The organism is uncultured Tateyamaria sp., from assembly GCF_947503705.1.
Lineage (GTDB): Bacteria > Pseudomonadota > Alphaproteobacteria > Rhodobacterales > Rhodobacteraceae > Tateyamaria.
Map to the genome: position 1 here is coordinate 249,245 of NZ_CANNES010000003.1, position 24,784 is coordinate 274,028.

The 24,784-nt window shown below is 61.7% G+C and carries 20 protein-coding genes; 14 read left to right on the top strand and 6 right to left on the bottom strand.

The genetic code is table 11. From position 1 onward, the window contains the following. Window positions 1-18 precede the first annotated feature (18 nt). From Q1A44_RS09860 to Q1A44_RS09880, 5 genes are read left to right on the top strand one after another with little or no spacing between them, the layout of a single operon-like run. Entirely contained in the window at window positions 19-789 is a 771-nt protein-coding gene (locus Q1A44_RS09860) for an SDR family oxidoreductase (protein WP_299623743.1), read from the top strand. Next, complete coding sequence (locus tag Q1A44_RS09865; RefSeq protein ID WP_299623747.1) at window positions 789-1,685, top strand: 2-dehydro-3-deoxygalactonokinase; 897 nt, start codon at window positions 789-791, stop codon at window positions 1,683-1,685. The genes Q1A44_RS09860 and Q1A44_RS09865 overlap by 1 nt, the downstream gene beginning before the upstream one ends. Next, window positions 1,682-2,284, top strand: coding sequence for a 2-dehydro-3-deoxy-6-phosphogalactonate aldolase (locus Q1A44_RS09870; RefSeq protein ID WP_299623750.1), 603 nt, complete (start codon window positions 1,682-1,684; stop codon window positions 2,282-2,284). Before Q1A44_RS09865 ends, Q1A44_RS09870 begins: the two co-directional genes overlap by 4 nt. Beyond that, complete coding sequence (locus tag Q1A44_RS09875) at window positions 2,281-3,117, top strand: SMP-30/gluconolactonase/LRE family protein (protein WP_299623753.1); 837 nt, start codon at window positions 2,281-2,283, stop codon at window positions 3,115-3,117. Before Q1A44_RS09870 ends, Q1A44_RS09875 begins: the two co-directional genes overlap by 4 nt. Beyond that, window positions 3,114-5,060: a beta-galactosidase gene (locus tag Q1A44_RS09880; protein ID WP_299623756.1), complete on the top strand. Its 1,947-nt coding sequence runs from the start codon at window positions 3,114-3,116 to the stop codon at window positions 5,058-5,060. The genes Q1A44_RS09875 and Q1A44_RS09880 overlap by 4 nt, the downstream gene beginning before the upstream one ends. A gap of 169 nt (window positions 5,061-5,229) precedes the next feature. On the opposite strand, the gene Q1A44_RS09885 is transcribed toward Q1A44_RS09880, so the two are convergent. Genes Q1A44_RS09885 through Q1A44_RS09900 form a run of 4 tightly spaced genes read right to left on the bottom strand, consistent with a single transcriptional unit; the run spans window position 5,230 to window position 9,206 of the window. After that, entirely contained in the window at window positions 5,230-5,985 is a 756-nt protein-coding gene (locus tag Q1A44_RS09885; RefSeq protein ID WP_299623759.1) for a proteasome-type protease, read from the bottom strand. A 39-nt stretch (window positions 5,986-6,024) separates the two neighbouring features. After that, complete coding sequence (locus tag Q1A44_RS09890; protein ID WP_299623761.1) at window positions 6,025-6,825, bottom strand: transglutaminase family protein; 801 nt, start codon at window positions 6,823-6,825, stop codon at window positions 6,025-6,027. 4 nt (window positions 6,826-6,829) lie between these two features. Further along, a complete protein-coding gene (locus Q1A44_RS09895; protein ID WP_299623764.1) occupies window positions 6,830-7,774 on the bottom strand; it encodes an alpha-E domain-containing protein in 945 nt (314 codons plus the stop codon). A gap of 4 nt (window positions 7,775-7,778) precedes the next feature. Beyond that, window positions 7,779-9,206, bottom strand: coding sequence for a circularly permuted type 2 ATP-grasp protein (locus Q1A44_RS09900; RefSeq protein WP_299623768.1), 1,428 nt, complete (start codon window positions 9,204-9,206; stop codon window positions 7,779-7,781). 241 nt (window positions 9,207-9,447) lie between these two features. Here Q1A44_RS09900 and Q1A44_RS09905 point away from each other — a divergent pair, with 241 nt between their 5' ends. From Q1A44_RS09905 to Q1A44_RS09915, 3 genes are all read left to right on the top strand, one after another. Next, window positions 9,448-10,683 carry an acyl-CoA dehydrogenase family protein gene (locus Q1A44_RS09905; RefSeq protein ID WP_299624235.1) on the top strand — a complete coding sequence of 412 codons (1,236 nt, stop codon included), beginning with the start codon at window positions 9,448-9,450 and terminating at the stop codon, window positions 10,681-10,683. A 153-nt stretch (window positions 10,684-10,836) separates the two neighbouring features. Then, on the top strand, window positions 10,837-12,480 hold the full coding sequence (locus Q1A44_RS09910; RefSeq protein WP_299623771.1) for a hypothetical protein: 1,644 nt from the start codon (window positions 10,837-10,839) through the stop codon (window positions 12,478-12,480). Then, on the top strand, window positions 12,477-12,977 hold the full coding sequence (locus Q1A44_RS09915) for a hypothetical protein (RefSeq protein ID WP_299623774.1): 501 nt from the start codon (window positions 12,477-12,479) through the stop codon (window positions 12,975-12,977). Before Q1A44_RS09910 ends, Q1A44_RS09915 begins: the two co-directional genes overlap by 4 nt. Before the next feature lie 3 nt (window positions 12,978-12,980). Here Q1A44_RS09915 and truA read toward each other — a convergent pair whose 3' ends face one another. Beyond that, window positions 12,981-13,748, bottom strand: coding sequence for a tRNA pseudouridine(38-40) synthase TruA (gene truA / locus Q1A44_RS09920; RefSeq protein ID WP_299623778.1), 768 nt, complete (start codon window positions 13,746-13,748; stop codon window positions 12,981-12,983). A gap of 185 nt (window positions 13,749-13,933) precedes the next feature. On the opposite strand from truA, the gene Q1A44_RS09925 reads away from it, so the two are divergent. The 5 genes from Q1A44_RS09925 to ileS all read left to right on the top strand — a co-directional run bounded on the left by Q1A44_RS09925 (window position 13,934) and on the right by ileS (window position 21,654). Then, on the top strand, window positions 13,934-15,346 hold the full coding sequence (locus Q1A44_RS09925; protein ID WP_299623781.1) for a YcjX family protein: 1,413 nt from the start codon (window positions 13,934-13,936) through the stop codon (window positions 15,344-15,346). Next, window positions 15,343-15,792, top strand: a complete 450-nt coding sequence (locus Q1A44_RS09930; RefSeq protein WP_299623785.1) for a GNAT family N-acetyltransferase — start codon at window positions 15,343-15,345, stop codon at window positions 15,790-15,792. Before Q1A44_RS09925 ends, Q1A44_RS09930 begins: the two co-directional genes overlap by 4 nt. Next, entirely contained in the window at window positions 15,792-16,805 is a 1,014-nt protein-coding gene (locus Q1A44_RS09935) for a YcjF family protein (protein ID WP_299623788.1), read from the top strand. Before Q1A44_RS09930 ends, Q1A44_RS09935 begins: the two co-directional genes overlap by 1 nt. Window positions 16,806-16,809: 4 nt before the next feature. Next, a complete protein-coding gene (locus Q1A44_RS09940) occupies window positions 16,810-18,426 on the top strand; it encodes an FAD-dependent oxidoreductase (protein WP_299623791.1) in 1,617 nt (538 codons plus the stop codon). Window positions 18,427-18,735: 309 nt separating this feature from the next. After that, window positions 18,736-21,654, top strand: coding sequence for an isoleucine--tRNA ligase (ileS, locus tag Q1A44_RS09945; RefSeq protein ID WP_299623794.1), 2,919 nt, complete (start codon window positions 18,736-18,738; stop codon window positions 21,652-21,654). A gap of 89 nt (window positions 21,655-21,743) precedes the next feature. On the opposite strand, the gene Q1A44_RS09950 is transcribed toward ileS, so the two are convergent. Beyond that, complete coding sequence (locus Q1A44_RS09950) at window positions 21,744-23,936, bottom strand: primosomal protein N' (RefSeq protein WP_299623798.1); 2,193 nt, start codon at window positions 23,934-23,936, stop codon at window positions 21,744-21,746. A gap of 90 nt (window positions 23,937-24,026) precedes the next feature. Here Q1A44_RS09950 and fsa point away from each other — a divergent pair, with 90 nt between their 5' ends. Next, on the top strand, window positions 24,027-24,680 hold the full coding sequence (fsa, locus tag Q1A44_RS09955) for a fructose-6-phosphate aldolase (RefSeq protein WP_299623801.1): 654 nt from the start codon (window positions 24,027-24,029) through the stop codon (window positions 24,678-24,680). Window positions 24,681-24,784 lie beyond the last annotated feature (104 nt).

Below are 24,784 nucleotides of genomic sequence, written 5' to 3' on the forward strand. Positions count from 1 at the left end.
AATTCATAGGTTTGAACCATGCACGACACTGCCCAATTTCCTGACCTCAAAGGCGCTTCCGTTTTCATTACCGGGGGCGGGTCCGGCATCGGCGCGTCCCTGACCGAAGGTTTCATCGAGCAGGGCGCGCGCGTCGCCTTTGTTCAGCGGTCGGATGCGACTGCGTTTTGTGACGAGATGGAAGGCAAGCATGGGGTGCGCCCCTTGTTCATTCCGTGCGACATTACGGATGTGGATGCGCTGAAGGCGGCAATTGATCAAGCTGCAGAGGCGCATGGGCCGGTCACTTGCCTCGTGAACAACGCGGCCAATGACAAGCGGCACACCACAGCAGAGGTCGACAGCGAATTCTGGGACTGGATGATCGCCATCAACTTCAAAGCCTATTTCTTTGCCTGTCAGGCGGTCATTCCGGGCATGCAGGCCGTCGGCGGAGGCTCCATCATCAACTTTTCCTCGATCAGCTACATGATGGGGAATGCGGGCTATCCTTTGTATACGGGCTCTAATTCCGGGATCAACGGCATGACCCGGTCGCTGGCCCGCGAGTTTGGACCCGACAAGATCAGGGTCAACGTGATCGCGCCCGGTTGGGTGTTGACCCAAAAGCAGTTGGACAAGTGGGCGACGCCCGAGGGACTGGCCGCGCATATGGATCGGCAGTGCCTCAAAGAACATCTTGAGCCGCGTGACATTGTTGGTGCGACCCTGTTTTTGGCGAGCGATATCAGCCGGATGATGACCGGCCAGTCGATGGTTGTGGATGGCGGCGTGGTGGTGACGGGCTAATGGCGGGTGTTGCGTGGGTTGCGGTTGATTGGGGCACCTCGCATCTGCGCGCCTGGCTGATGGATGCGCGCGGGGCCATCGTGGATGCACGCGCGTCGGGCCATGGCATGGGCGTGTTGGAACCTGCCGGGTTTGAACCTGCTTTGGTTGATTTATGTGGGGACGTTTTGCCCGTGCCGGTGCTGGCCTGCGGCATGGTCGGATCGCGGCAGGGCTGGGCCGAGGCGCCATACACTGCCGTCCCTTGTGCACCACCCGGTGCGGATGCGGCCAGCTTTGCGCCGGTGAAAATGCCGGGGCTGAGTGTGCGGATTTTACCGGGTGTCAAACAGGTGCGTCCGGCGGATGTGATGCGCGGCGAGGAAACACAAATCGCGGGTTACCTGGCGATGAATCCGGGTTTTGATGGCGTGATTTGCCTGCCCGGAACGCATACGAAGTGGGCCCATATCAGTGCGGGCGAGATTGTGAGTTTCCGCACCGCGATGACGGGCGAGATGTTTGCGTTGTTGTCCAAGCAATCGGTGCTGCGCCATTCAGTGGGCGGCGGTTGGCACGAGGCGAGCTTTGATGCCGGGGTGGATCAGGCAATCTCGCGGCCCGAAGCCTTGGCCGCATCGTTGTTTTCCTTGCGGGCCGAAGGGTTGCTGGACGGGTTGGACCCCGATGCGGCGCGTGCGCGCTTGTCAGGCTTGTTGATCGGGGCGGAACTGGCGTCGATGCGCCCGTATTGGTTGGGCCAGCAGGTGGCTATCATTGGTGCGGATGCCCTGAGCGCCGCTTATGCCAAGGCCCTGAAAACTCAAGGGGTTCCTGTGGCCGAGGCCCGTGCCGAAGAGATGACACTGGCGGGCCTCACGGCCGCCTACACCGAGCTATATGGAGAGGCCGCATGAGCCGCGAAATCATTGCCATCCTGCGCGGGATCACTCCTGCGGAGGCTGTTCCCGTGGCCAAAAAACTGGTGGCCGCAGGCATCACCCGGATCGAAGTGCCGCTGAATTCGCCGGAGCCCTTTGACAGCATTGCCGCGATGCTGGAGGCGGTGGGCGACAAGGCTATGATCGGGGCGGGCACGGTTTTGGAGGTCGCCGCAGTGGAACGCCTCGCCGAAATGGGCGCGCATATGGTTGTTTCGCCGGATGCCAACGCGATGGTCATCGTCGCCACGAAACAGGCGGGCATGATGTCTTATCCGGGTGTGATGACGCCGTCGGAATGCTTTGCAGCGCTCCATGCGGGGGCGGATGGGCTCAAGCTTTTTCCGGCGTCTCTGCTGGGTATTGGCGGCCTGAAGGCCATTGGCGCGGTTCTGCCTGCGGGCACCAAGACTTATGCCGTGGGTGGTGTGGGCCCAGAAGACTTTGCCGATTGGCTGGCGGCTGGGATCACTGGTTTTGGGATCGGCTCGGCCCTCTATAAACCCGGCATGTCGGCGGATGAGGTGGGCACGCGGGCTGACGCGATGGTTGTAGCCTATGACGCCGCGATATGATGGACGTCCATAGCGACACGGCTTGCGAACTGGGCGAGGGCCCATTGTGGCATCCTCAGCGCAATACATTGTTTTGGTTTGATATTCTGGGCAGTACTCTTTTTTGCAAAGGCGAGACCGAGGAGGCGTGGGGCTTTGACGAACATGTCTCTGCAGCCGGATGGGTGGATCAGGACACACTGTTGATTGCGTCCGAAACCGGCCTGTGGACCTTTGATATTCCGACGGGAGAGCAGGAATTCCTGGCGGGTCTGGAAAGTGACACTTCTGCGACTCGTTCCAATGATGGGCGCGCGGACCCGTATGGTGGGTTCTGGATTGGGACCATGGGCAAAGAGGCCGAGGCCTATGCCGGTGCGATCTATCGTTATTACCGGGGCGAGGTGCGCCGGTTGTTTGATCGGATCACGATACCCAATTCGATCTGTTTTGCCCCGGATGGGCGCAGGGCCTATTACGCTGATACCGTGTCGCGACGTATCAAATCCGTGGCGCTGGATGACGAGGGCTGGCCCACAGGCAAACCGTCGATCTTTGTTGATTTACGGGAGCCAGAATTGAACCCGGATGGGTCCGTTGTGGACGCGGAAGGCAACCTTTGGAATGCGCAGTGGGGGGCAGGTCGTGTTGCGTGCTATGCGCCCGATGGTACGTTTCTCAAGGCAATTGACGTGCCCGCAAGCCAGACCACTTGCCCGGCCTTTGGCGGTGCGGATCTTGCGACAATGTTTGTGACCTCAGCCGCCCAAGGCGTGGATGAAACGCAAGGCGGCATGACCTTTGCGGCGCAGATCGGCGTGACCGGGCAACGCGAGCATCAGGTGATCTTATGAAGCGGACTTTAGGCGTTTGTTATTATCCCGAGCACTGGCCCGAAGCCCAATGGGCCGAAGATGCCGCCCGCATGGCGGCCCTGGGCCTCACTTGGGTACGGATCGGTGAATTTGCGTGGAAACGGATGGAGCCGTCTGAGGGGAACTACCGCTGGGACTGGCTCGACCGTGCGATTGAGGTGCTGGGGGCTGCGGGCCTGCGTGTGGTTCTGGGCACGCCGACCGCCACCCCGCCTGCATGGGTCGTGGCCAAACATCCTGATATGTTTGCGGTGGACGAGAATGGCCATACGCGTGGATACGGATCGCGGCGGCATTACTGTTTTTCCCATCAGGGGTATATTGGCGAATGCCGCAAGATCGTGACGGCCATGGCCAAACGCTATGGCGGCAACCCGCATGTGGCAGCCTGGCAGACGGACAATGAATACGGCTGCCACGACACCACGATCAGCTATTCGGAGGCCGCCCGCGTGGCGTTTCGCGACTGGTTGCGGGCGCAGTTTCCGGGGGCGGGCAATGACGGCGACATTGATGCGCTGAATGCGGCGTGGGGCAATGTGTTCTGGTCGATGGACTATGATGATTTTGATCAGATCGGGCTGCCCAACCTGACGGTGACAGAACCGAACCCGGCCCATGTGCACGCGTTTCGCCGCTTTGCCAGTGACCAGGTGGTGGCCTTCAACCGCGTGCAGACAGACATCATTCGCGCCCATTCGGATGCGCCGGTCGCCCATAATTATATGGGCCGGATCACGGATTTTGACCATTTTGCGGTTGGCGCGGACCTCGATATTGCGAGCTGGGACAGCTATCCGCTTGGATTTTTGGAAGATCGCGTGGGTGCATCGTCTGAACGCCAGTGTGCTTATGCGCAGCAGGGCGACCCGGATTTTCAGGCCTTTCACCATGACCTTTATCGCGCCGTTGGCGCGGCCCGTGGCGCGCATCAAAAGGGTGGCGGTCGCTGGTGGGTGATGGAGCAACAACCGGGCCCGGTGAACTGGGCGCCTTATAACCCGGCACCGCTGCCGGGGATGGTGCGGCTTTGGACCTGGGAAGCCTTTGCCCATGGGGCGGAGGCCGTGTGCTATTTTCGCTGGCGCCAAGCGCCCATTGCACAAGAGCAGATGCATGCGGGGCTTTTGCGGCCTGATTCCGTCGTTGCGGAGGCGTATGGAGAGGCCGAAACAGTGATGGCCGAACTGGCGAATGCACCGGAGGTTACTGTGGCGCAGGCTCCTGTTGCGCTGATCTTTGACTATGACGCGGATGCCGCCTGGGCGGTGCAGCCGCATGGGGCGGGGCTCAGCTATTTTGGGCTGGTCTTTGACTGGTATAGGGCGCTGCGCAAACTGGGGCTGTCGGTGGATATTGTGCCGGGTACGGCGCGGGACTTTGCGGGCTATGCGCTGGTTTTGGCGCCGGGGCTGATGCATATGGCGGATGACCTGAAGGCGGCACTGGCTGCGGCACCCGGCCAGGTCATTGTCGGGCCCCGGTCGGGGGCGCGGGACGACAATTTCAACATCCCCACGACTCCTATGCCACCCGATTGGCCGGGCAGTGATCTGGTTGTTGAGCGGGTCCAATCCATGCGCCCCGACATGCGCATTGCATTGAGTGGCTCGGGCACAGTGCACAGCTATCTGGAGCAAATCGCAGGCCGCGGCGCGGTTGTGCTTGAGACCGAGGATGGCGCTCCGGTGGCGGTGACATGCGGACCGAATGCCACCTATATGGCGGGCTGGGGTGATGACGCGGCGCACATGCGGCTGATCCAAACTGTGGCGCCTCAGCTTGACGTCGAGGAAATGCCGGAAGGCGTACGGCGCAGACAGACAGGGGCGGAGACGTTCTGGTTCAATTACGGGCGCAGTGAGGCGCGGGTTGCGGGGCAAACGATCCCGCCAGCGGGTGTGCTGCGGCAGGCGACCTGAGCCTTTACTGTTTTTGAAGTAATCTCAACAGGGTTAGGCCAGTGGCGCAGGCCTTTCCATCATCACGAAATATCCTATCCAGCGACGTTGCCTGAAAAACCGCCACCTATGGCCATAAGACATACCTGTCGGTTGCTTCTGTCCCGGCCAAGACGGGAACACCCTTGCCCTAGGAGGATGCGTCGCTGTCGCGATCAAATGAGAATGGCGGCAATTGGTCAAAGGCGAGTTTCAGCGCCTCGCCCCAGCCATTGGACACCATCTGGAAATAGGGATCGTCCGCTTCGATCCGTTCCTGATGCGTGATCCGCATGCTGTCGGCCTCATAGGTCACGTAATCCAAGGGTAGGCCGACGGACAGGTTCGATTTGATCGTGGAATCAAAGCTCACAAACAAGAGCTTGAGCGCGTCTTCAAAGCTCATCTCCTGATCATGTGCACGTACCAAAATGGGCTTGCCGTATTTGGCCTCGCCGATCTGGAAAAACGGTGTGTCGTCAGAGGCTTCGATGAAGTTGCCCGCAGGATAGACCAGGAACAACCGGGGACCGGAGCCCGCGATTTGTCCGCCCACGATCATGGAGGCACCAAAGGTGGCTTCGGCCTTTGGCCCGCTGGGATCGTTGGACTGGATTACCTCGCGCAGCGTGCTGCCCACCTCGCGCGCGATCTGGAACATTGAGGGCGCTTCGAGGATCGAGGGGTTGCGGTCTTCGGGGGCCTTGCTGCGTTCGTCCAGCAGGCTGATCACCGATTGCGTCGTGGCCAGATTGCCCGCCGTCATGATCACGATGGATCGCTCGCCCGGAACCTCCCAGGTGTGCATTTTCTTGACGGTCGAGATGTTGTCCATACCCGCATTTGTGCGGGTGTCGGACATAAAGATCAGACCGGCATTCAGGCGCATGCCGACGCAATATGTCATGATCTGGTGGCCTTTGTTTTGATTCGTGCCAAATCTGGCCTATTGCTGCTGCACCTGCAAGGACACAGTCATGTCCTCGGCCGCATTGCCGTAACGCATGCCGGAAATGGGGGCAGCGCCTCTGTAGTCAAGCCCTGTGGCCACCCGCACATAGCGGGCATCGGGCGAAATGCCGTTCGAGATGTCAAAGCCCACCCAGCCCAGCGTCGGCACGTGGGCCTCGGCCCAGGCGTGGCTGGCGTTCTGGTCCACCCGGTCGTCCATCATCAGGTATCCCGACACATAGCGTGCAGGGTATCCCATCGCCCGGGCTGCGGTGATGAACACATGGGCGTGGTCCTGGCAAACGCCGTGCCCTGCTTTCAATACGTCCTCGGCCGTGAGGTCTGCGGCCGCCTGATCGGTGGAATAGGGCACGTGGTCGAGGATTTGTGCCGACAGCGCGTGCAGCGTGTCGAGGTCATCGGCGCCGCGTGTAACCTTGTCCAGTAATGCTTGCATCAATGGCCCAGCCTTGGTCAGTGCCGTGCTGCGTTGAAACAGCCACATGGGAACGTATCCGCCTTGATGTCCGACGACCCCGGCCTTGTCCTCGACCTCGACCGTGCCGCGGCAGGTGATCTCGATCTCGGTCTGGCCGGGTGCAAAGCTGACCAGATCGACGGTGTTGGCGTGTTCGTCCTCAAAGCTGACCTCGACCTGGCCGCCGGCCACGTCGATATTCCAGTCCTCGACCAGTTGGCCTGGTCGCGATTTGGGCCGCAGACGGATCTGTTGCAATCCGTAGGGCACGGGGGCGTCATAGGCGTAGTGGGTGCGGTGGGAAACGGTCAAGCGCATGGGATCACTCAATAAACCTATAATCAATTTCGATCTGGCGGCCCAATGCCGCGCTGTCGCGCAGGAAGTCGGCGATAAATTCGTGCAGGCCGTAGTCAAAGATGGCGTTCATGTCATGTGCCCTGAACCGGGCGCAAATGCTGTCCACCAGGGCATGGCTGGTCGAGCGTTCGCCATATTCCTGTTCGATATAGCCGAGGTTCTCGGCGATCTTGCCATAGCAGAACTTGAGGCTGCGGGGCAGTCGCCCGTCCAGCATCAGGAATTGCGCGATGGCCTTTGGGTCGTTTTCGCCCTCATGCAGGGTCTGATAGGCTCGCGTCGCCGATGTCGCCCGCAGGATCGTTTCCCATTGCACATTGTCCGAGGCAGAGCCCACCAGCCGGACCGATGGCAGCAGGATATAGTATTTTTGGTCGAGGATGCGCGCGGTATTGTCCGCCCGTTCAAAGAACGTGCCGATCCGCGAAAAGTTGTACATGTCGTTGCGCACCATCGTGCCATGCGACGCACCACGCACAAAGGCGCTGCGTTGCCGGACGACCTGGAGAACGCGGGGCAGATCACGATCCTCAATTGGGTTGGCCAGCACCTTTTTCAGCACCATGTAGCATTCGTTCACGGCCTCCCAGACCTCGCGGGTCAGCGCGGTCCGTACGAGCCTGGCGTTTTCGCGCGCAGCCTCGATGCCCGCCAGAATACTGCCCGGGTTGGACGGATCCCGCAAAAGAAAGTCGATGATCCTTGGCCCGTCATAGGACCGGCCATAATTGGCCTCGTACGCGCCGCGCAGCCCCGTCGAGGACAGGATCGAGGTCCATTCGCTTTCGGCGGCGCTGGACCGTGTCAGCGAAATGCGCAGCCCTGCGTCGATCATCCGTGCGGTGTTTTCGGCGCGTTCAAGATAGCGGAACATCCAGAACAGTCCGCCTGCGGTTTTGCCCAGCATTGCGTTACTCCTCCAGAACCCAGGTGTCTTTTGTGCCGCCACCTTGTGACGAGTTCACCACCAGTGATCCTTCGCTCAGCGCCACGCGGGTTAGCCCGCCGGGCGTGATTTCGATCCCCTGGGGGGAGACCAGAACGAAAGGTCGCAGGTCCACATGGCGCGGGGCCAATCCCGCGTCGGTCAGGATTGGAACCGTAGACAACGCCAAGGTCGGCTGTGCGATGTAGTTGCCGGGGTTTGCCTCAAGCTTGATCCGGAACGCCGCGATCTCCTTTTTGGACGCCGCAGGCCCCACCAGCATTCCGTAACCACCCGATCCGTGCACCTCTTTGACCACCAGGTCAGCGAGGTTATCGAGCACGTATTTCAGTGCCTCGGGGTCCGAGCAGCGATGGGTCGGCACGTTGTTCAGGATTGCCTTTTCACCCGTATAGAATTCAACGATATCAGGCATGTAACTATAGATCGCCTTGTCGTCCGCAATCCCTGTGCCGGGTGCGTTGGCGATGGTGATCCCGCCCGCGCGGTAGACATCCATGATGCCGGGCACGCCCAACATGCTGTCGGGATTGAAGGTCAGCGGATCAAGGAAATCGTCATCCACCCGGCGGTAGAGCACGTCAATGGGCTTGTAGCCCCGCGTTGTGCGCATCGCCACGCGCCCGTCCACCACGCGCAGGTCGTGGCCCTCGACAAGTTCGGCACTCATCTGGTCGGCGAGGAATGCGTGCTCGTAGTAGGCCGAGTTGTGGATGCCCGGCGTCAGTACCGCCAGCGTCGGGCGGCCGGAGCAGGCATTGGGCGCGCAGGCCATGAGCGAGCGGCGCAGGCTTTGCGGGTATTGGCTGACCGGTTGGACTTTGATCTTACTGAACAGTTCGGGGAACATGTGCAGCATCGTCTCGCGGTTTTCGAGCATATAGCTCACGCCCGACGGGGTCCTAGCGTTGTCCTCAAGCACATAGAATTCGTTGTCGTCGGTGCGCACCAAGTCGGTGCCCACGATATGGGTGTAGATGTCGCCCGGCGGGGTTACCCCGATCATCTCGGGCAGAAAAGCGTCGTTGCGTGCCAGCATTTCGGCGGGCAGGCGGCCCGCGCGCACGATCTCTTGCCGGTGGTAGATGTCGTGCAAGAAGGCGTTGAGCGCGCGCACGCGCTGTTCGATCCCCTTGGACACCTTGGCCCACTCGCGGGCGGCAATAATGCGCGGCACAAGATCAAAGGGGATCAACCGTTCGGCGGCATCGGGGTCACCGTAGACGTTGAACGTCACGCCGATCAGGCGGAACAGGGCCTCCGCTTCGGCAGATTTTTCCAGCAGGCGGGCGTTGTTTTCGCCGTCAAACCATTTGGCGTAGTCTTCAAAAGGAGCGCGCGGCGTCGAGCCGCGGCCATACATCTCGTCAAAGTAATCAGGTTTCTTGGCCATCCCTTTAGCCTGCACATTCCGGCGCGTGCCGCAACCAATTGGCGTGTCGACGGGGCTCTTGTCACAGATTTTGCCTGTATTTCAGGCGGTTGGAAGTGGGTGACGTAGGGGCAAAGCGATTGCTGTTTATGGTTGCGTCCCCAGTTACCCCACGCGATTTGCGTGCCATCAGGTGGACAGTCGCGCCAATTGCCGCCACGCTGCGCATAACGAGGGAGGACACCGAATGGACAAGAGCTTTATGGATCTCAGCTTTGGCATGCGCGCAGATAATGCGGAGCTTTTGGCGCGCGTGGCGACTATGATCCGCGACGATATCATGCCGCTTGAGGAAGAATATGCCGCCGAAGTCGGCAAGGGGGATCGCTGGCAATATACCGACCGGCAGACCGAGATTCTGGAAGGGCTGAAGTCCAAGGCCAAGGCTGAGGGATTGTGGAATTTCTGGCTGACCGACAGCGACAAGGGTTTTGGCTTGTCGACGGTCGAATATGCGCATTTTGCCGAAGAGATGGGCAAAACGCCTTTGGGGGCGGAGACCTTTAACTGTTCGGCCCCGGATACCGGAAATATGGAGGTGTTCGAGCGCTATGGCACCGACGCGATGAAGGCCGATTGGCTGGCGCCGTTGCTGGAGGGCAAAATCCGCTCGGCCTATTTGATGACGGAACCGGATGTTGCTTCCAGCGATGCGACAAACATTTCCATGTCGTGCGTTCGTGACGGCGAAGACTACGTCTTGAATGGTGAGAAATACTGGGCCTCGGGCGCGGGTGATCCGCGCTGCAAGGTCTATATCGTGATGGTCAAAACGGGCGGCGATGATCTGCCCAAGCACAAGCGGCAGTCAATGATTGTGGTCCCTGCGGGGTCGCCCGGGATCGAAGTGCTGCGCCCCATGCTGGTTTACGGCCATGATGACGCGCCACACGGGCATATGCATATCCGGTTCACGGATGTACGGGTGCCTGCGGAGAATCTCCTCTTGGGGGAAGGCCGGGGGTTTGAGATTTCGCAAGGCCGTCTTGGACCTGGCCGCATTCACCATTGTATGCGCGCGATTGGGCAGGCGGAAGCGGCGTTGGAGCTGATGTGTCGGCGGTCGCTGTCCAAGGAAGCCTTTGGCAAGCCTCTGGCGCAGTTGGGTGCCAATTACGACATCATCGCGGAGTGCCGGATGGAGATCGAGATGGCGCGGCTGTTGTGCCTCAAGGCCGCATGGATGATGGATCAGGGCGATGCGCGGGCGGCGGCCCCCTGGATCAGCCAGATCAAGGTTGTTGCTCCGCGTGTGTCACTGAAAGTGATTGACGAAGCGGTGCAGATGCATGGTGGGCAGGGGATTTCCCAAGACACGCCGCTGGCCCATGCCTGGACCCATCAGCGAACCTTGCGCCTGGCCGATGGACCGGATGCGGTGCACCGGCGGCAAGTGGCGCGCGCCGAGTTGAAAAAGTACACTCAGCGACCGATGTAACGGAAACCGACGCGGTTTCCGGCCGGTTTCTGACGCAGAAACCGGGCCCGGACCGATCAGTCGCGCGCTGATTGGAAAGCGCGTCGCTTTCCAGCCGTTTTTCGCGTCGAAAAACGCTTGCATCGGTCGCGTCAAGCGCGGCTTACTGTATCTATGAAAGACCTTGCTGATCATAGCATGCCGTTGCGCCCGCCGGGCGACGTGATGCGTCTTGCGCGCATGGGGGCCATGATGCCCACGCGGCTCAGTTTTCTGCGTGTCTTGCTGCGCAGGTTGTGCGCCGAGCGGGCGCAAATCACGCGTCCTGTCTGGTCCATGACCGCCGCGGGACATGGTCACGCGGTCTACAGCCTTGATCTTAGTGGGCATACCTACTCGCTGGTGGCCATCTCGACCGACCTTCCTGCGGATCAGCGCAGCGACCGCGTGATCGCCACAGCCTGGGATGCGGCTTTTGTTCTATTTGATGGCGTTCCGAGCCCCGACGACATCGCCCGGATTGCCGAAAACGCACCCAGACAAGAGGCGGGTCGCTTCAGCCCTCGCGATCTGGTTCTCAGCCGTGCCAACAAATCCGTGCGCATGTGGAATGCCACCGTCGACGCCTTGCGCGCAGGAGGCCAACCCGACGCGACCATGATCCGCGACATCGGCTATCTGATGCGCACGACGGCCGTTTACGGCAACGGCAAATTCGGCATCGCCGACCGCCACGTTATTGCCGGCCGCCCGGGCCTTGATGGCCCTTTTGCCGCCGAGATGCTGACCGTCTACCTGATCCGTCATTTCACCCTCGATCTGGTACAGCATGTGGGGCAGGGGCGGCTTGAACCCGGGCTTGCCCGGCATTTGGGCATCGGGAATGCCACGGGTCTCGGGATGGCCCCGTTTCTGGTCAACCATCCGGTTTTGCTCAACAATTGGATGGTAGCGCGGGAGACCGCGTTGGGGCGCGTCAGATCCATCGAAAGGTTGACGGACCCAGAGCAGGCCCAATTCCACGCGCTCCATGTTCGGGCGGCCCGGCACCTGTCAGAGTGGCACGTGCCCGCACCCGATCACAATCAGGTCCTGCGCGACCTGGAAGCGGAGTGGCAGGCCTTTCAGCCCCATTTTGATGCGCTGGACGGACCGCACCCTTTGGAGAAATTGTGGCAGGCTGCCCAAGCCCAATCGGTTCCCTGCCAGGAACTGGTCGTCGCACTGATGCTGGAGCCCTTTGGTGACCTGATCGACGGGTTGGCCGAGTGTATGGGCGACCCGTTTGGCCCGCTGGCTGCGCCGTTCTGCGGCACCGACGCCTTGCGTCAGGCGATTGAGGCAGATTGGGCATGGGCCTTGACGGCGGATTACACACAGGCGGACGCCTGCCGCCGCTTTTGGTATGTGAGCGCGGCCAAGCTTGAACCGCGTTTGGGTGACCGCTTCGCCGAGCCGGGGGCGGAGTTGGAAACGCCGCTGGATATCGCCCGCCGTGTGGCTGCCCTTTACCGCGATTTACCTGCAGGTGATGGCCCGGTGTCTGATTTTCTCGCGCAATATCCTGATCACGCCTTGGCCGCGTTCCGTGTCTGTGTGTTGTCGCGCTATCCCTATGCCGATATCCGCGACAATCTGATCGCGGCGACGTGCAAGCCCATCGACATGCTCCGCTGCAAGCTCAGCTTTTTCGGGGCCACGAAATTTGATCCCAAGTCCGACCTCTGGACCCGGATCACGTTGGCCCAAGGCGCGCCGCTGGGCGATGAACTGACCCCTGAAAATGATGACTGGTGGTTGCCGGTGCTGGCCCATTGACCCATTCCTGGACCGAAGTGCAGGCGTTGGGCGTCAAGGCGGCAAGCGGTGCGGGTGTCCCTCCAGCACAGGCTTTGGCCTTTGGGGCGATGGTGGCGCGGCACCTCGCGGACGGGGGGGCAGAGACCCCGATTGCAGCCGCATTGCGCGCCCCTGACAGCATTGTTGCGCTGGCATTGCGAGTTGAAAAGGTGATTGAAGGGGCGTCAATGAATGCAAGTGCGGTGACTGTACGCGAGGCAGATGCTGGCGCGCGCGCCTTGCTGTTCAGCTGGCTCTCGGGACTGCCTTGTCAGACCGCTTTGACGCTGGCCGATGACACAATCATCGCCTCCCTGAACCTGGCGGCACCGAGTGATCGGTCCCGCCCGGATCGCGTGCCGCTTGGCCCGGAATTGCAGGAACAGATGCAGGAACTTGCCGCCAAAACCTATGTGCCTGACAGCGATGCATCGCGCAGTGCGGGCGCGGGTGCCGGGTTGATGGACCTCGACTGAGGGTCAGCCAAACGGGTCCTGCGGGTACACTACGCTGGCCATGTAAAGCCCTTGAGGAGGGCAAACCGGGCCGCAAGCTGCGCGGTCGCGGGCCTGCAGCGCCGTTTTCACATCCTGCGGTGCCCACGACCCCGCCCCGACCCGCTCCAGCGTGCCCACAAAGCTGCGCACCTGATTGTGCAGAAACGACCGCGCGCGGACGTCGAATTGCGCCTCTGGCCCGTTGGGCCCATCAACGGCGCGGATATCCAGCGTATTCAGTGTTTTGACGGGGCTTTCTGCCTGGCAGATGGTTGACCGGAACGTGGTAAAGTCATGCTTGCCGATCAAATGGGCAGCACCTGCGCGCATGGCGTCGATGTCGAGCGGGTTTTTGACTTGCCACACCAGCCCTTTGAGGTGGGTGGCAGGCGCTCGGCGCATCAGCAATCGAAACAGGTATCGCCGTTCCAGCGCGGTAAATCGTGCGTGCCAGTCATCGGCCACAAGCGCGCAATCGAGGATCGCAATCTGATCGTTGCGCAGATGGTAGTTCAGTGCTTCTGACAAGCGAAACGGGTCCCAATCGCGCGTCATGTCGCAGTGCGCCACTTGCCCCAGCCCGTGTACGCCGGCATCCGTCCGGCCTGCTGCAGCAATGGTGTGGTCACGCGGTTCCAACCGTGCCAGGGCCGCCTCGATCGTGCCTTGCACGGATCGGTGGTTTGTCTGGCGTTGCCAGCCGACAAAGCCCCCCCCGTGATATTCAACTTTGAGCGCATAACGTGGCATGGGCGTGCGATAGCGTCAAAAACCATAACAGGCAACGGCCCCCTTAATGGCGCTTGGGTCCGCTGCTTCTGTGTTCCAGGAAATCCCCGCCGAAAGCGCCCGCAGCGCCCAACCGTGCCGCCACCACTGGCGAAGCGCTGCGCTGCCGCCTATGTTGCCCTGCATAGCGTGAAGGAGAGTACCGCGTGGTTCTGACGACGATTGCCGACGGGGTGCTGGATTTGGCGCAAGGGGTCTATGACACCGGCGCGGGGTTGATTGGCACGCCGACGATCCGCTTGGGCGTCACGGGGCTGGCCCGCTCTGGCAAGACTGTGTTTATCACCTCACTGGTGGCCAATCTGCTGGATCGGGGGCGGATGCCGCATCTGTTGGCGGCGAATGAGGGGCGCATCACGGCGGCTTATTTGCAGCCGCAGCCAGATGACACCGTGCCTCGGTTCGATTACGAGACCCACATGGGTGCGCTGACTGGCACACCGCCGCAATGGCCCGACAGCACGCGCGCGGTCAGCGAATTGCGCGTGTCGCTGCGCATTAAGCCCAATGGGCTGTTGGCGGGGTTGCAAAGCCCGCGCACCGTGCATCTCGATATCATCGACTATCCGGGCGAGTGGCTTTTGGACCTGGGGTTGATGGATCAGAGTTACGACACTTGGTCTGCCTCTGCATTGGCCCGCGTGGAACAACGCGAAAGTGGCGCGGCCTACGGAGCGCTGGTGGCCGAAACCGATGGGGCAGAACAGCTGGATGAGGTTCGCGCTAAGGCGCTTGCTGCCACTTACACGGACTACCTGGCGCAGGCTCGGGTCGCGGGATTCTACGATTGCACCCCGGGCCGTTTCCTGTTGCCCGGTGATCTTGCGGGCTCGCCCGTTCTGACCTTTGCGCCCTTGCCCAAGGGCAAGGCCCCGCGCCGGTCCCTGCGCCGCGAGATGGTCCGCCGGTTCGAGGCCTATAAATCCCAGGTGGTCCGCCCGTTTTTTCGCGATCACTTTGCCCGCATTGACCGTCAGGTTGTGCTGGTCGATGCCCTCGGGGCCATACATTCCGGCCCGCCTGCGGTCGAGGATATGCGCAGCGCCATGACCGATATTCTGGCTGCCTTCCAGCCGGGGCAGAACGGCTTTCTGACGCAGTTGATCCGTGGCAAGCGGGTGGAAAAGATCCTCTTTGCCGCGACCAAGGCTGACCACTTGCATCACAGCCAACATGCCCGCCTGACCGCGATCATGGAGGCGCTGACCCGCGACGCGCGGGACCGGGCCCGTTTTGCGGGAGCCGAGACACAGGCGTTGGCGCTGGCCGCGCTGCGCGCCACGACCGAAGACACCGTGACCCATGACGCCGCGCCGCTGGATGTCGTGCGGGGAACCTTGCTCGATACCGGCAAGCGAGCCGCGTTTTATCCTGGCGCGCTGCCAGATGATCCGGGCCATATCCTGAACCCCGCGCAATCTGGGGCCGCGGCGTGGCTGGACGGGGATTATCAGGTGATGCGCTTTGCGCCAGCCCCCCTGACCCTGCGCCCGGGCGACGGGCCGCCCCATATCAGGATGGACCGCGCAGCGCAGTTTCTGATCGGGGACCGGTTGTGAGCCCGCCCGTTCTGCGCGCCGCGCGCAGCACGGATGCGGGGGCGGTGGGCGCGATCCTGTCAGCCTTCATCGACGATACTGCCTGGATGCCGCGCGTGTACACACGGGCCGAGGATCTGAGCTTTGCCGGTGATATGATCGACAGAGGCTGGGTGACGGTGGCCGAAGCAAACGCCCGCGTCGCAGGTTTTGCCGCGCGAGACGGGGCAGAGGTTCACGCGCTTTACCTCGCAGCCGGGGCCAGGCGTCAGGGCATCGGCTCTGCGCTTTTGCGCGCGATGCAGGCGCAGGTGGATGCGCTGAACCTGTGGACCTTTCAGGCCAATCGGGGGGCTCAGGCTTTTTATGCCGCCCATGGATTTGTGCCGGCCGAGACCACTGATGGTGCGGGCAATGACCAAGGATTGCCAGACCTGCGTATGACCTGGAAAAGGGAGGCCGCGTGATGGCCAAGGGGCCCGTTCTGATCGAGATCGAAGACAGCGATGCCGTGCCACAGGTGGCAGACGCGCCGCCTGTGCCCGATGGGCCAGTGGCGGTGCCCCAGGGGGCGGCGATGCAATCGGCGGCTCGTATCGCCGGGCGTAAACCGTCCCGGCTGTCGCAGCTTTTCTGGTCGCTGCTGGGTGCGATCCTGACCGCTGTGCTGAGCATGGCGGCATGGGATTTCGTCAATGGCTGGATTGTGCGGGCGCCCATTCTTGGCTGGGTTTTTGCCGGGCTGATGGGGGCCTTTGTGCTGGTCCTGCTGGTCGTGGCGCTGCGCGAATTGGCGGCGCTGCGCCGTCTGGCGCGGATCGACGGGTTGCGCCATGCAGCCTCGGACGCGTTGGAGCGGGATGATTTGGCCGCCGCGCGAGCGGTGACAGACAGGCTCGACAGCATGTATGCCGCCCGCCCCGAAACGCAGTGGGGTCGGACGCGACTGGCGGAATTGCGGGGCGATCAGATGGATGCAGCGGGCCTGTTGGCCCTGGCCGAGGTTGAGTTGATCACGCCGTTGGATCAGGCGGCGGAGCGCGAGGTCGAGGCCGCCGCCCGCCAGGTGGCGACGGTCACGGCCCTCGTACCATTGGCCCTGGCCGATGTGGTGGCGGCGTTGACCGCGAACCTGCGGATGATCCGTCGCATTGCCGAGGTTTACGGCGGGCGCGGCGGCGTTGTGGGGTCGTGGCGGTTGACGCGGGCGGTGATGACCCATCTTGTGGCCACAGGCGCAGTGGCCGTGGGCGACGATATGCTGGAGCCGATCCTGGGCGGTTCGATCCTTGGCAAATTGTCCCGCAGATTTGGCGAGGGGCTGGTCAACGGGGCGCTGACCGCGCGCGTGGGCGTGGCCGCGATGGAGGTCTGCCGTCCCTTGGCCTATGATCCCCAAAATCGCCCTCGTGCCCGGCGCCTGGTGAAACAGGCTTTGGGCGGGCTATTTCAAACACAACGCCTGGAAAATCGGGACTGAGACTATGGAAAGCTTTGCTGCTGACTTGAATACGATGGTGCGCACACCGTTGACGCCCGAACACGTGTCGGCCCTGCGCCGCGTCGGGACGGTGATTGATGTGGCCGCTGGCGAGTGGTTCCAAAAGGTTGGTGAACGTATTGATACTTTTCACTATTTGCTGGACGGGGAGACCGAGGCCGTGAATTCGGCCACTGGCAAACGCTATGGCAACGCGACCCTGAAGGCCGGGCAGTTTTTTGGCGAATTGGCGTTTTTGAACGGCGGACGCGCCTTTATGGGGGGGCGCGCGGTGCAGGATACCAAGCTGCTTTGTGTGCGCCGCGACGAGATGCTGAAGCTGATGTCGGACATGCCCGAAATGTCAGATATTATCATCACCGTTTATGCCGCGCGCCGTCGCCGGATGGTTGACCTCTCGGAAGGGGGGCTGACCCTGATTGGGGGCGAAGTGGACCGGGACGTGCGCCGTATTGCGAGCTTTGCTGCGCGCAATCGCATTCCGTTTCAGGAGGTCGAGATCGACTCTGAAGAGGGCGACGATCTGGCCGCTCAATGCCGCATTGATCGGGCCCATCCGGCGGTTGTCTTTGCCAAGCATCAGGTCATTGATCCGCCCACTCCGCGCGGCGTCGCCGAGGCCCTCGGCCTCGATATCGCGCTGCGCAAGGAAGACGTTTATGACGTGGCAATCGTGGGCGGTGGACCGGCTGGTGTTGCGGCCGGCGTTTATGCGGGGGCAGAGGGCCTGTGCGCCATCGTGCTGGAGGATCTGGCTATTGGTGGTCAGGCGGGCACATCCAGTCGGATCGAGAATTACATGGGCTTTCCCACCGGCATATCGGGCGGCGATCTGGTCGGCCGGGGCGAGGTGCAGGCGATGAAGTTTGGCACCCGCTTTGCCATGCCTGTGCGTGCGACGGAGTTGGAGCAATGTTCGAAAAAGCTCTTTCATATCAAATTGGACAGTGGCGATTGGGTCTCGGCCAAGGCGCTGATCGTGGCCACTGGCGTGCAGTATCGCCGCTTGCCCATTGAAGGGCTGGAGCGCCTGGAGGGCAGTGGAGTTTACTACGCAGCCACGGATGTCGAGGCGCGGTATTGCAAAGGCACAGAAGTGGCCATTGTGGGCGGTGGCAATTCCGCCGGTCAGGCGGCAATGTTCCTGGCACGGGGCGCCAAACATGTGCATGTGCTGGTGCGTGGCCAATCGCTCGCTTCGTCCATGTCGGATTACCTGTTGCAGCGCTTGGAGAGCCACCCCGGCATCACCATTCACACGCAAACCCAGGTCGCCGCCCTGAAAGGCGAAGATGTGCTGGAAGCGATCACCATCCGGGATCGCGCGTCCGGGATGGATTGGGAACTGAACACCAAGGCCTTGTTTGTCATGGTCGGTGCCGCCCCCAACACTGCGTGGTTGTCGGGCCTCGTCGATCTGGATCCCCGCGGTTTTGTGGTGACCGGCGTGGAAGAGGGTACCAGCAGCGCTTACGAGACGTCATGCCCTGGCATCTTTGCTGTAGGAGATGTGCGCGCGGGTTCGGTCAAGCGGGTGGCCAGCGCGGTGGGCGAGGGCTCGGTGGTGATGTCTGCGGTCTGGTCCCATATCAACGACTGATCCAAAGGACGCTTGCGCGACAGTATTCTATTTGCGTTGACACGCGGTCTTGGGGCGCTGCCCCAAACCCCGGAGTATTTTTGAAGAAGAGAAGACGGAGGGTTGCGCCCGGCACAACGGCGTGAAGTGGGTCTTGTGAGCCTTGTTTCTGCTGCCTATAAGACGCCCATGATGTGTTTGATCTGCATTCTGCGAATTATATCCCCGGCGCTCTGATCTTTATCCCTTGAGCTGCCGGGTCAAGGCGCTTGGACCAACGCGCCGCACCATGCCATTCCAAATCTGAACGACCGACAAAGGACGCCACCCATGTGCGCCGATACGCCTGAATACAAACACAGCCTGAATTTGCCCCGCACCGATTTCCCGATGCGCGCGGGCCTGCCCAAGCGCGAGCCCGAGTGGCTGGCCCGTTGGGAGAAGATCGGTATTTATGATCGCCTGCGCGACAAGGCGCTGGCCGCGGAGGGCCGGGCGCCCTTTACCCTGCATGACGGCCCGCCCTATGCCAACGGCCATCTGCATATCGGCCACGCCCTGAACAAGACCATCAAGGACATGATTGTCCGCTCTCACCAGATGATGGGTCGCGATGCCCGTTATATCCCTGGCTGGGACTGCCACGGTTTGCCCATCGAGTGGAAAATCGAGGAACAGTACCGCAAGAAGGGTCGTGACAAGGACCAGGTGCCGATCAACGAATTTCGTGCCGAGTGCCGGGATTTTGCCGCCGGTTGGGTCGATGTGCAGCGCGAGGAGTTCAAGCGGCTGGGCATCACTGGCAACTGGGATGAGCCCTATCTGACGATGGATTTCCATGCCGAGCGGGTGATTGCCGAAGAGTTCATGAAATTCCTGATGAACGGGACGCTTTATCAGGGCTCCAAGCCTGTAATGTGGTCGCCGGTGGAGCAGACCGCCCTGGCCGAGGCAGAGGTCGAATACCACGACAAGGACAGTTTTACGATCTGGGTGAAGTTCAATGTTGTGGGTACGGGCGATGCCACCCTCGACAGCGCGCAGGTCGTGATCTGGACCACAACCCCCTGGACCATGCCGTCAAACAAGGCTGTCGTTTATGGCCCCGACATTTCTTATGGCCTCTATGAGGTGATCGGCCGACCCGAAGAGTGCTGGGCGACTATCGGAGATCGCTATATCCTCGCGGATAACCTGGCCGCTGATGTGCTGGGGCGTGCCCGCCTGGACGAGACGATGTATCGCCGGTTGTGCGACATCAGCCAGGACGATCTGGCCAAAATTTCACTTTCCCACCCGCTGGCCGGTGCAGAAGGTGGCGAGGGCGAATGGGATGACATCCGTGACTTCCGTGCCGCTGACTTCGTCACCGACACCGAAGGCACAGGGTTCGTGCACTGCGCGCCGTCCCACGGGATGGAGGAGTACGAGCTTTACCGCGAACTGGGCATGCTCGAACAGGTCATCACCTACAACGTGAACCCCGACGGGCGCTTCCGCGACGACCTGCCGTTCTTTGGCGGCAAGGCGATCCTGAAACCCAACGGGAAAGAGGGCAACGCCAACGCCGCTGTTATCGACAAGCTGGCCGAAGTGGGCGGGCTGCTGGCGCGGGGCAAGATCAAGCACAGCTATCCGCATTCCTGGCGGTCCAAGGCGCCGGTGATCTACCGCAACACGCCGCAGTGGTTTGCCGCCATCGATAAGCCGGTGGGCGACGGGCAGGACACGCACGGCACCACGATCCGGCAGCGCGCGCTGACCGAGATCGACAACGTGAACTGGACACCGCAATCGGGCCGCAACCGCCTGCATTCGATGATGGAGGCGCGCCCCGACTGGGTGCTGTCGCGTCAGCGTGCCTGGGGCGTGCCGCTGACCTGCTTTACCAAGAAGGGCGCGCTGCCCACGGATGAAGATTTCCTGCTGCGCAACCCTCAGGTCAACCGCCGCATCACCTCGGCCTTCGAGGCGGAAGGGGCTGACGCATGGTATGACGAGGATGCTAAGCAGCGCTTCCTTGAAGGGATTGTGAACCCCGACGATTACGAACAGGTCACCGACATTCTGGACGTGTGGTTCGACAGTGGCTCCACCCACGCCTTTGTTCTGCGCGACCGTGCGGACGGGTCCGAAGATGGTGTGGCTGACGTTTATATGGAAGGCACCGACCAACACCGTGGCTGGTTCCATTCGTCGCTCTTGCAATCTGTGGGCACTACGGGGCGCGCGCCCTATCGCAATGTGGTGACCCATGGGATGACGCTGGACGAGAAGGGCTTCAAGATGTCGAAGTCCATCGGCAATACCATCGTACCCGACGAGGTGATCCGGCAATATGGGGCGGATATCCTGCGGCTTTGGGTGGCGCAGACGGATTATACCGCCGACCAGCGGATCGGGCCCGAGATCCTGAAGGGCGTGGCCGACAGCTATCGTCGGTTGCGCAACACGATGCGGTTCATGCTGGGGTCTCTGGCTGACTTTACGGAAGAGGACCGCACGGGCCCGACCGATATGCCGGAATTGGAACGTTGGGTCCTGCACCGTTTGGCGGAGTTGGATCAGGTCGTACGCGAGGGCTATGCGTCTTTTGACTTCCAGCGGGTGTTTTCGGCGGTGTTTACCTTTGCCACTGTGGACCTGTCGGCCTTCTATTTCGACATCCGCAAGGATGCGCTTTATTGCGACGGCGACACGCCGGAACGGCGGGCGGCGCGGACGGTGCTGGACCTGCTTTATCGCCGGCTGACGACATGGCTCGCGCCGATCCTGGTGTTCACCATGGAAGAGGTCTGGCTGGAGCGGAACCCGGGCGAGGACAGTTCGGTTCACCTGGTAGACATCCCCGAGACGCCTGCGGCGTGGCGCGATGCGGCCTTGGCAGCGAAGTGGGCGGGTATCCGTTCGGCGCGCCGTGCAGTGACAGCGGCGTTGGAAATCCAGCGGACGGACAAGGTGATCGGGGCCTCGTTGGAGGCTGCGCCGGTGGTGCATGTGGAGGACGCGGAGTTGGCGGCGACGCTTGGGGCGCTGCCCTTCGCCGATATCTGCATCACTTCGCAGATCAGTGTGACCAACGATCCTTGCCCGGCAGAAGCATTCCGGTTGCCCGAAGTGCCCGGCATTGGGGTCGTGTTTGAAAAGGCGGATGGCGAGAAATGCGCACGCTGCTGGAAGGTGTTGCCCGATGTGGGTCAGCACAGCCACGTCGGTGTCTGTGGTCGCTGTGACGCGGCGCTTGGGTGACACCGGCAATGGCGGATGACGCCTCCGCCTTATGGGGATCCGTTTGATCTCATCCCCGTAAGGCGTGGCCGTTGGTACGCCATGGACGGTCAGTAAAAGCTCTGTGGGTCGATATCGACAGCGAGCCGCAAGTCGCCTTTGAGCCTGAGTTGCCCGATCCACTGTGCGATGGCACCTTGCAGTGCCACGCCTTTGCCTGCCTTGACCAGCAGTCGCACCCGGTGCCGTCCTCTGATCCGTGCAATGGGTGCCGGGGCTGGGCCAAACACTTGCGCGCCGACCTGGGCCAAAGCGCGATTATTCCGCGCCAACATGTTGGCGGCGTCAAAAACTTGCGCGACGTCCGGCCCGCTCAGGATGATGCCAGCCATCCGCCCATAAGGCGGCACGCCTGCTTGTTCCCGTTCAGCTGCCTCGGCCCGCCAGAACCCTTCCTCGTCCCCCGCCAGAATGGCCCGAATTAAGGGGTGTTCGGGTTGATACGTCTGGAGCATGGCCGTGCCCGGTTTTTCCGCGCGGCCCGCACGCCCCGCCACTTGCCGCATCAGTTGGAAGGTGCGTTCGGCGGCCCGCAAGTCCGAGCCTTGCAGGCCCAGATCGGCATCAATCACCCCCACAAGGGTCAGGTTCGGGAAATTGTGCCCCTTGGCGACCAGTTGTGTGCCGATGATCACATCGGCTCCGCCTGCGGCGATCCCCTCGATCTCGGCCTTGAGCGCACGGGCAGAGCCGTACATGTCCGAACTCAGCACCGCTACGCGAGCCTCCGGGAATAGTTTCACGGCCTCTTCACCCAGTCGCTCGACGCCTGGGCCCACCGGAGCCATCCGCCCTTCGGCATCACAGGAGGGACACTTTTCTGGCATCGGCTTCGTCTCGCCGCATTGGTGGCACATCAGGCGTTTGAGGAAGCGGTGTTCGACCATGCGGGCATCACATTGGTCGCAGCCCACCTGGTGCCCGCAGGCGCGGCAGAGCGTGATCGGGGCATATCCCCGCCGGTTCAAAAACAGCATGGCTTGTTCGCCTGCTGCCAGCCGCACATCCACCGCCCGTTTCAACGCATCTGACACCCAGCGGTCGGACGGCAGCTTTTCACTCCGCATATCAATGGTTTGCATGGTGGGCATGACCGCAGGTCCAAAACGTGCCTCAAGATCCACGCGGCTGTATTTGCCGCTTTGTGCGTTGGCCCAGCTTTCCAACGATGGGGTGGCCGAGGCCAGGATGACTTGCGCCCCCACCAGCGAAGCGCGCAGCACGGCCATGTCGCGCGCGTTGTAAAGCACGCCATCCTCTTGCTTGTAAGACGTGTCGTGTTCCTCATCGACGACGATCAACCCGAGGTTCTGATAGGGGAGAAACAGGGCCGAGCGCGCGCCAATCACCAGTTGTGCCTGCCCCTGGCCGACCATGCGCCAGATCCGCCGACGTTCCGTCATCGTCGCGCCAGAATGCCATTCGGCAGGGCGCGCGCCAAAGCGTTCTTCGACCCGTTTGAGGAACTCGGCGGTCAAGGCGATCTCGGGCAACAGCACCAGCGCCTGACGGCCTGCGCGCAAGGCGGCGGCGACGGCCTCAAGATAGACTTCGGTTTTGCCCGATCCGGTCACGCCGCGCAGCAACGTTGTACCATAGTCCCCCGCCTTGACTGCGGCGCTGATCTGGCTCGCCGCGGTGGCCTGGTCGGGCGTGAGGTCTTTGCTGGGGCGTTCGGGGTCCATGTGAGGGAAGGGCAGGTCGCGTGGGCTGTCTTCTTCGGCCACGGCCTCTAGGGCGACAAGCCCCTTGATGACCGAAGACGTGACGCCCGAAAGCTCGGCCAGTTCCTTCAATGTGAACGACAAATCCCCGTAATCGCTGAGAAACTCCAGAACCCGGCGACGCGCGTCGGTCATCCTGTCGGGATCAGATGTGCCTCGCCGGTAAATCTTGCGCATCGACGGCGGGTCGCCCAGACCCGGCGCGCGGGTGGCCAGCCGCAGCATTGCGGGCATGGGCGTGAGGGTATAGGCGGCCGCCTTGGTCAGGAAATCACGCATTTCCTGGCGCATGGGTGCCGCGTCCAGCACCCGAATGACGGACCGGATCTTGGCATAGTCATAATCGCCCTTGCCCGGCCCCCAAACAACGCCAATGACTTTGCGCGGACCCAGGGGCACTTCGACAAAGGCGCCAAGGTGACAGCCCCCCTCGGGCGCTTTGTAATCCAGCGCACGGTCCAGCGGTTGCGTGGTCAAAACGGCCACAAGCGCGCCTTCGTCAAAGAAGGATTGCGTCATGTTAGCGCCAACATATGAGGGGTTTAAGCATCACCCCGCATGAGGTAAACGCTGATCAAGCAAACGCCAAGCCATCAAGAGGACCCGTGCATGAAATTCTTTGTTGATACCGCCGAGATTGACGCCATTGCCGAACTGAACGACCTGGGGATGGTCGATGGGGTCACTACAAACCCGTCGCTGATCCTGAAATCCGGTCGCGACATCATGGAAGTGACCAAGGAAATCTGTGATCTGGTTGACGGTCCGGTCAGCGCAGAGGTTGTCGCTCTTGAGTCAGATGCCATGATCGCCGAAGGGCGCGAATTAGCCAAGATTGCCGACAACATCACCATCAAGCTGCCCCTGACCTGGGACGGCCTGAAGGCTTGCAAGGTTCTCTCGGGCGAGGGGCGCATGGTCAACGTGACCTTGTGCTTCTCGGCCAATCAGGCGCTTTTGGCGGCCAAGGCGGGGGCGTCGTTCATCTCGCCCTTTATCGGACGGCTGGACGATATCCACATCGACGGCATGGACCTGATCGAGGACATCCGCACCATTTACGACAATTACGGGTTCGAGACGGAGATTCTGGCCGCCTCTATCCGCAGTGTCGGCCACATCCAGCAATGCGCCATGATCGGTGCCGACGTGATCACCGCGCCACCAGAGGTCATCAAAAAGCTGGCAGGTCACCCACTGACCAATGCAGGCCTCGAACAATTTATGAAGGATTGGGCCAAGACGGGCCAGAAGATCCTGTAAATTCAGGCGCTTCCAGCCCGTCTTAGCATCACCCGCAAGGCTTCGGGCCCGAGAGGGAAAATCGAGGGCGCCGGTCCGTGAGTGGTTGCTTGGGGTGTCTGTGT

Excerpts from the sequence above, each read along its gene's own strand:
- Q1A44_RS09865 (WP_299623747.1), top strand. The coding sequence starts at position 789 with ATGGCGGGTGTTGCGTGGGTTGCGGTTGATTGGGGCACCTCGCATCTG.
- Q1A44_RS09950 (WP_299623798.1), bottom strand. The coding sequence starts at position 23,936 with ATGACGCAATCCTTCTTTGACGAAGGCGCGCTTGTGGCCGTTTTGACC.
- Q1A44_RS09875 (WP_299623753.1), top strand. The coding sequence starts at position 2,281 with ATGATGGACGTCCATAGCGACACGGCTTGCGAACTGGGCGAGGGCCCA.
- Q1A44_RS09940 (WP_299623791.1), top strand. The coding sequence starts at position 16,810 with ATGGAAAGCTTTGCTGCTGACTTGAATACGATGGTGCGCACACCGTTG.
- Q1A44_RS09900 (WP_299623768.1), bottom strand. The coding sequence starts at position 9,206 with ATGGCCAAGAAACCTGATTACTTTGACGAGATGTATGGCCGCGGCTCG.
- Q1A44_RS09910 (WP_299623771.1), top strand. The coding sequence starts at position 10,837 with ATGAAAGACCTTGCTGATCATAGCATGCCGTTGCGCCCGCCGGGCGAC.
- fsa (WP_299623801.1), top strand. The coding sequence starts at position 24,027 with ATGAAATTCTTTGTTGATACCGCCGAGATTGACGCCATTGCCGAACTG.
- truA (WP_299623778.1), bottom strand. The coding sequence starts at position 13,748 with ATGCCACGTTATGCGCTCAAAGTTGAATATCACGGGGGGGGCTTTGTC.
- Q1A44_RS09935 (WP_299623788.1), top strand. The coding sequence starts at position 15,792 with ATGGCCAAGGGGCCCGTTCTGATCGAGATCGAAGACAGCGATGCCGTG.
- Q1A44_RS09895 (WP_299623764.1), bottom strand. The coding sequence starts at position 7,774 with ATGCTGGGCAAAACCGCAGGCGGACTGTTCTGGATGTTCCGCTATCTT.
- Q1A44_RS09890 (WP_299623761.1), bottom strand. The coding sequence starts at position 6,825 with ATGCGCTTGACCGTTTCCCACCGCACCCACTACGCCTATGACGCCCCC.
- ileS (WP_299623794.1), top strand. The coding sequence starts at position 18,736 with ATGTGCGCCGATACGCCTGAATACAAACACAGCCTGAATTTGCCCCGC.
- Q1A44_RS09885 (WP_299623759.1), bottom strand. The coding sequence starts at position 5,985 with ATGACATATTGCGTCGGCATGCGCCTGAATGCCGGTCTGATCTTTATG.
- Q1A44_RS09870 (WP_299623750.1), top strand. The coding sequence starts at position 1,682 with ATGAGCCGCGAAATCATTGCCATCCTGCGCGGGATCACTCCTGCGGAG.
- Q1A44_RS09860 (WP_299623743.1), top strand. The coding sequence starts at position 19 with ATGCACGACACTGCCCAATTTCCTGACCTCAAAGGCGCTTCCGTTTTC.
- Q1A44_RS09905 (WP_299624235.1), top strand. The coding sequence starts at position 9,448 with ATGGATCTCAGCTTTGGCATGCGCGCAGATAATGCGGAGCTTTTGGCG.
- Q1A44_RS09880 (WP_299623756.1), top strand. The coding sequence starts at position 3,114 with ATGAAGCGGACTTTAGGCGTTTGTTATTATCCCGAGCACTGGCCCGAA.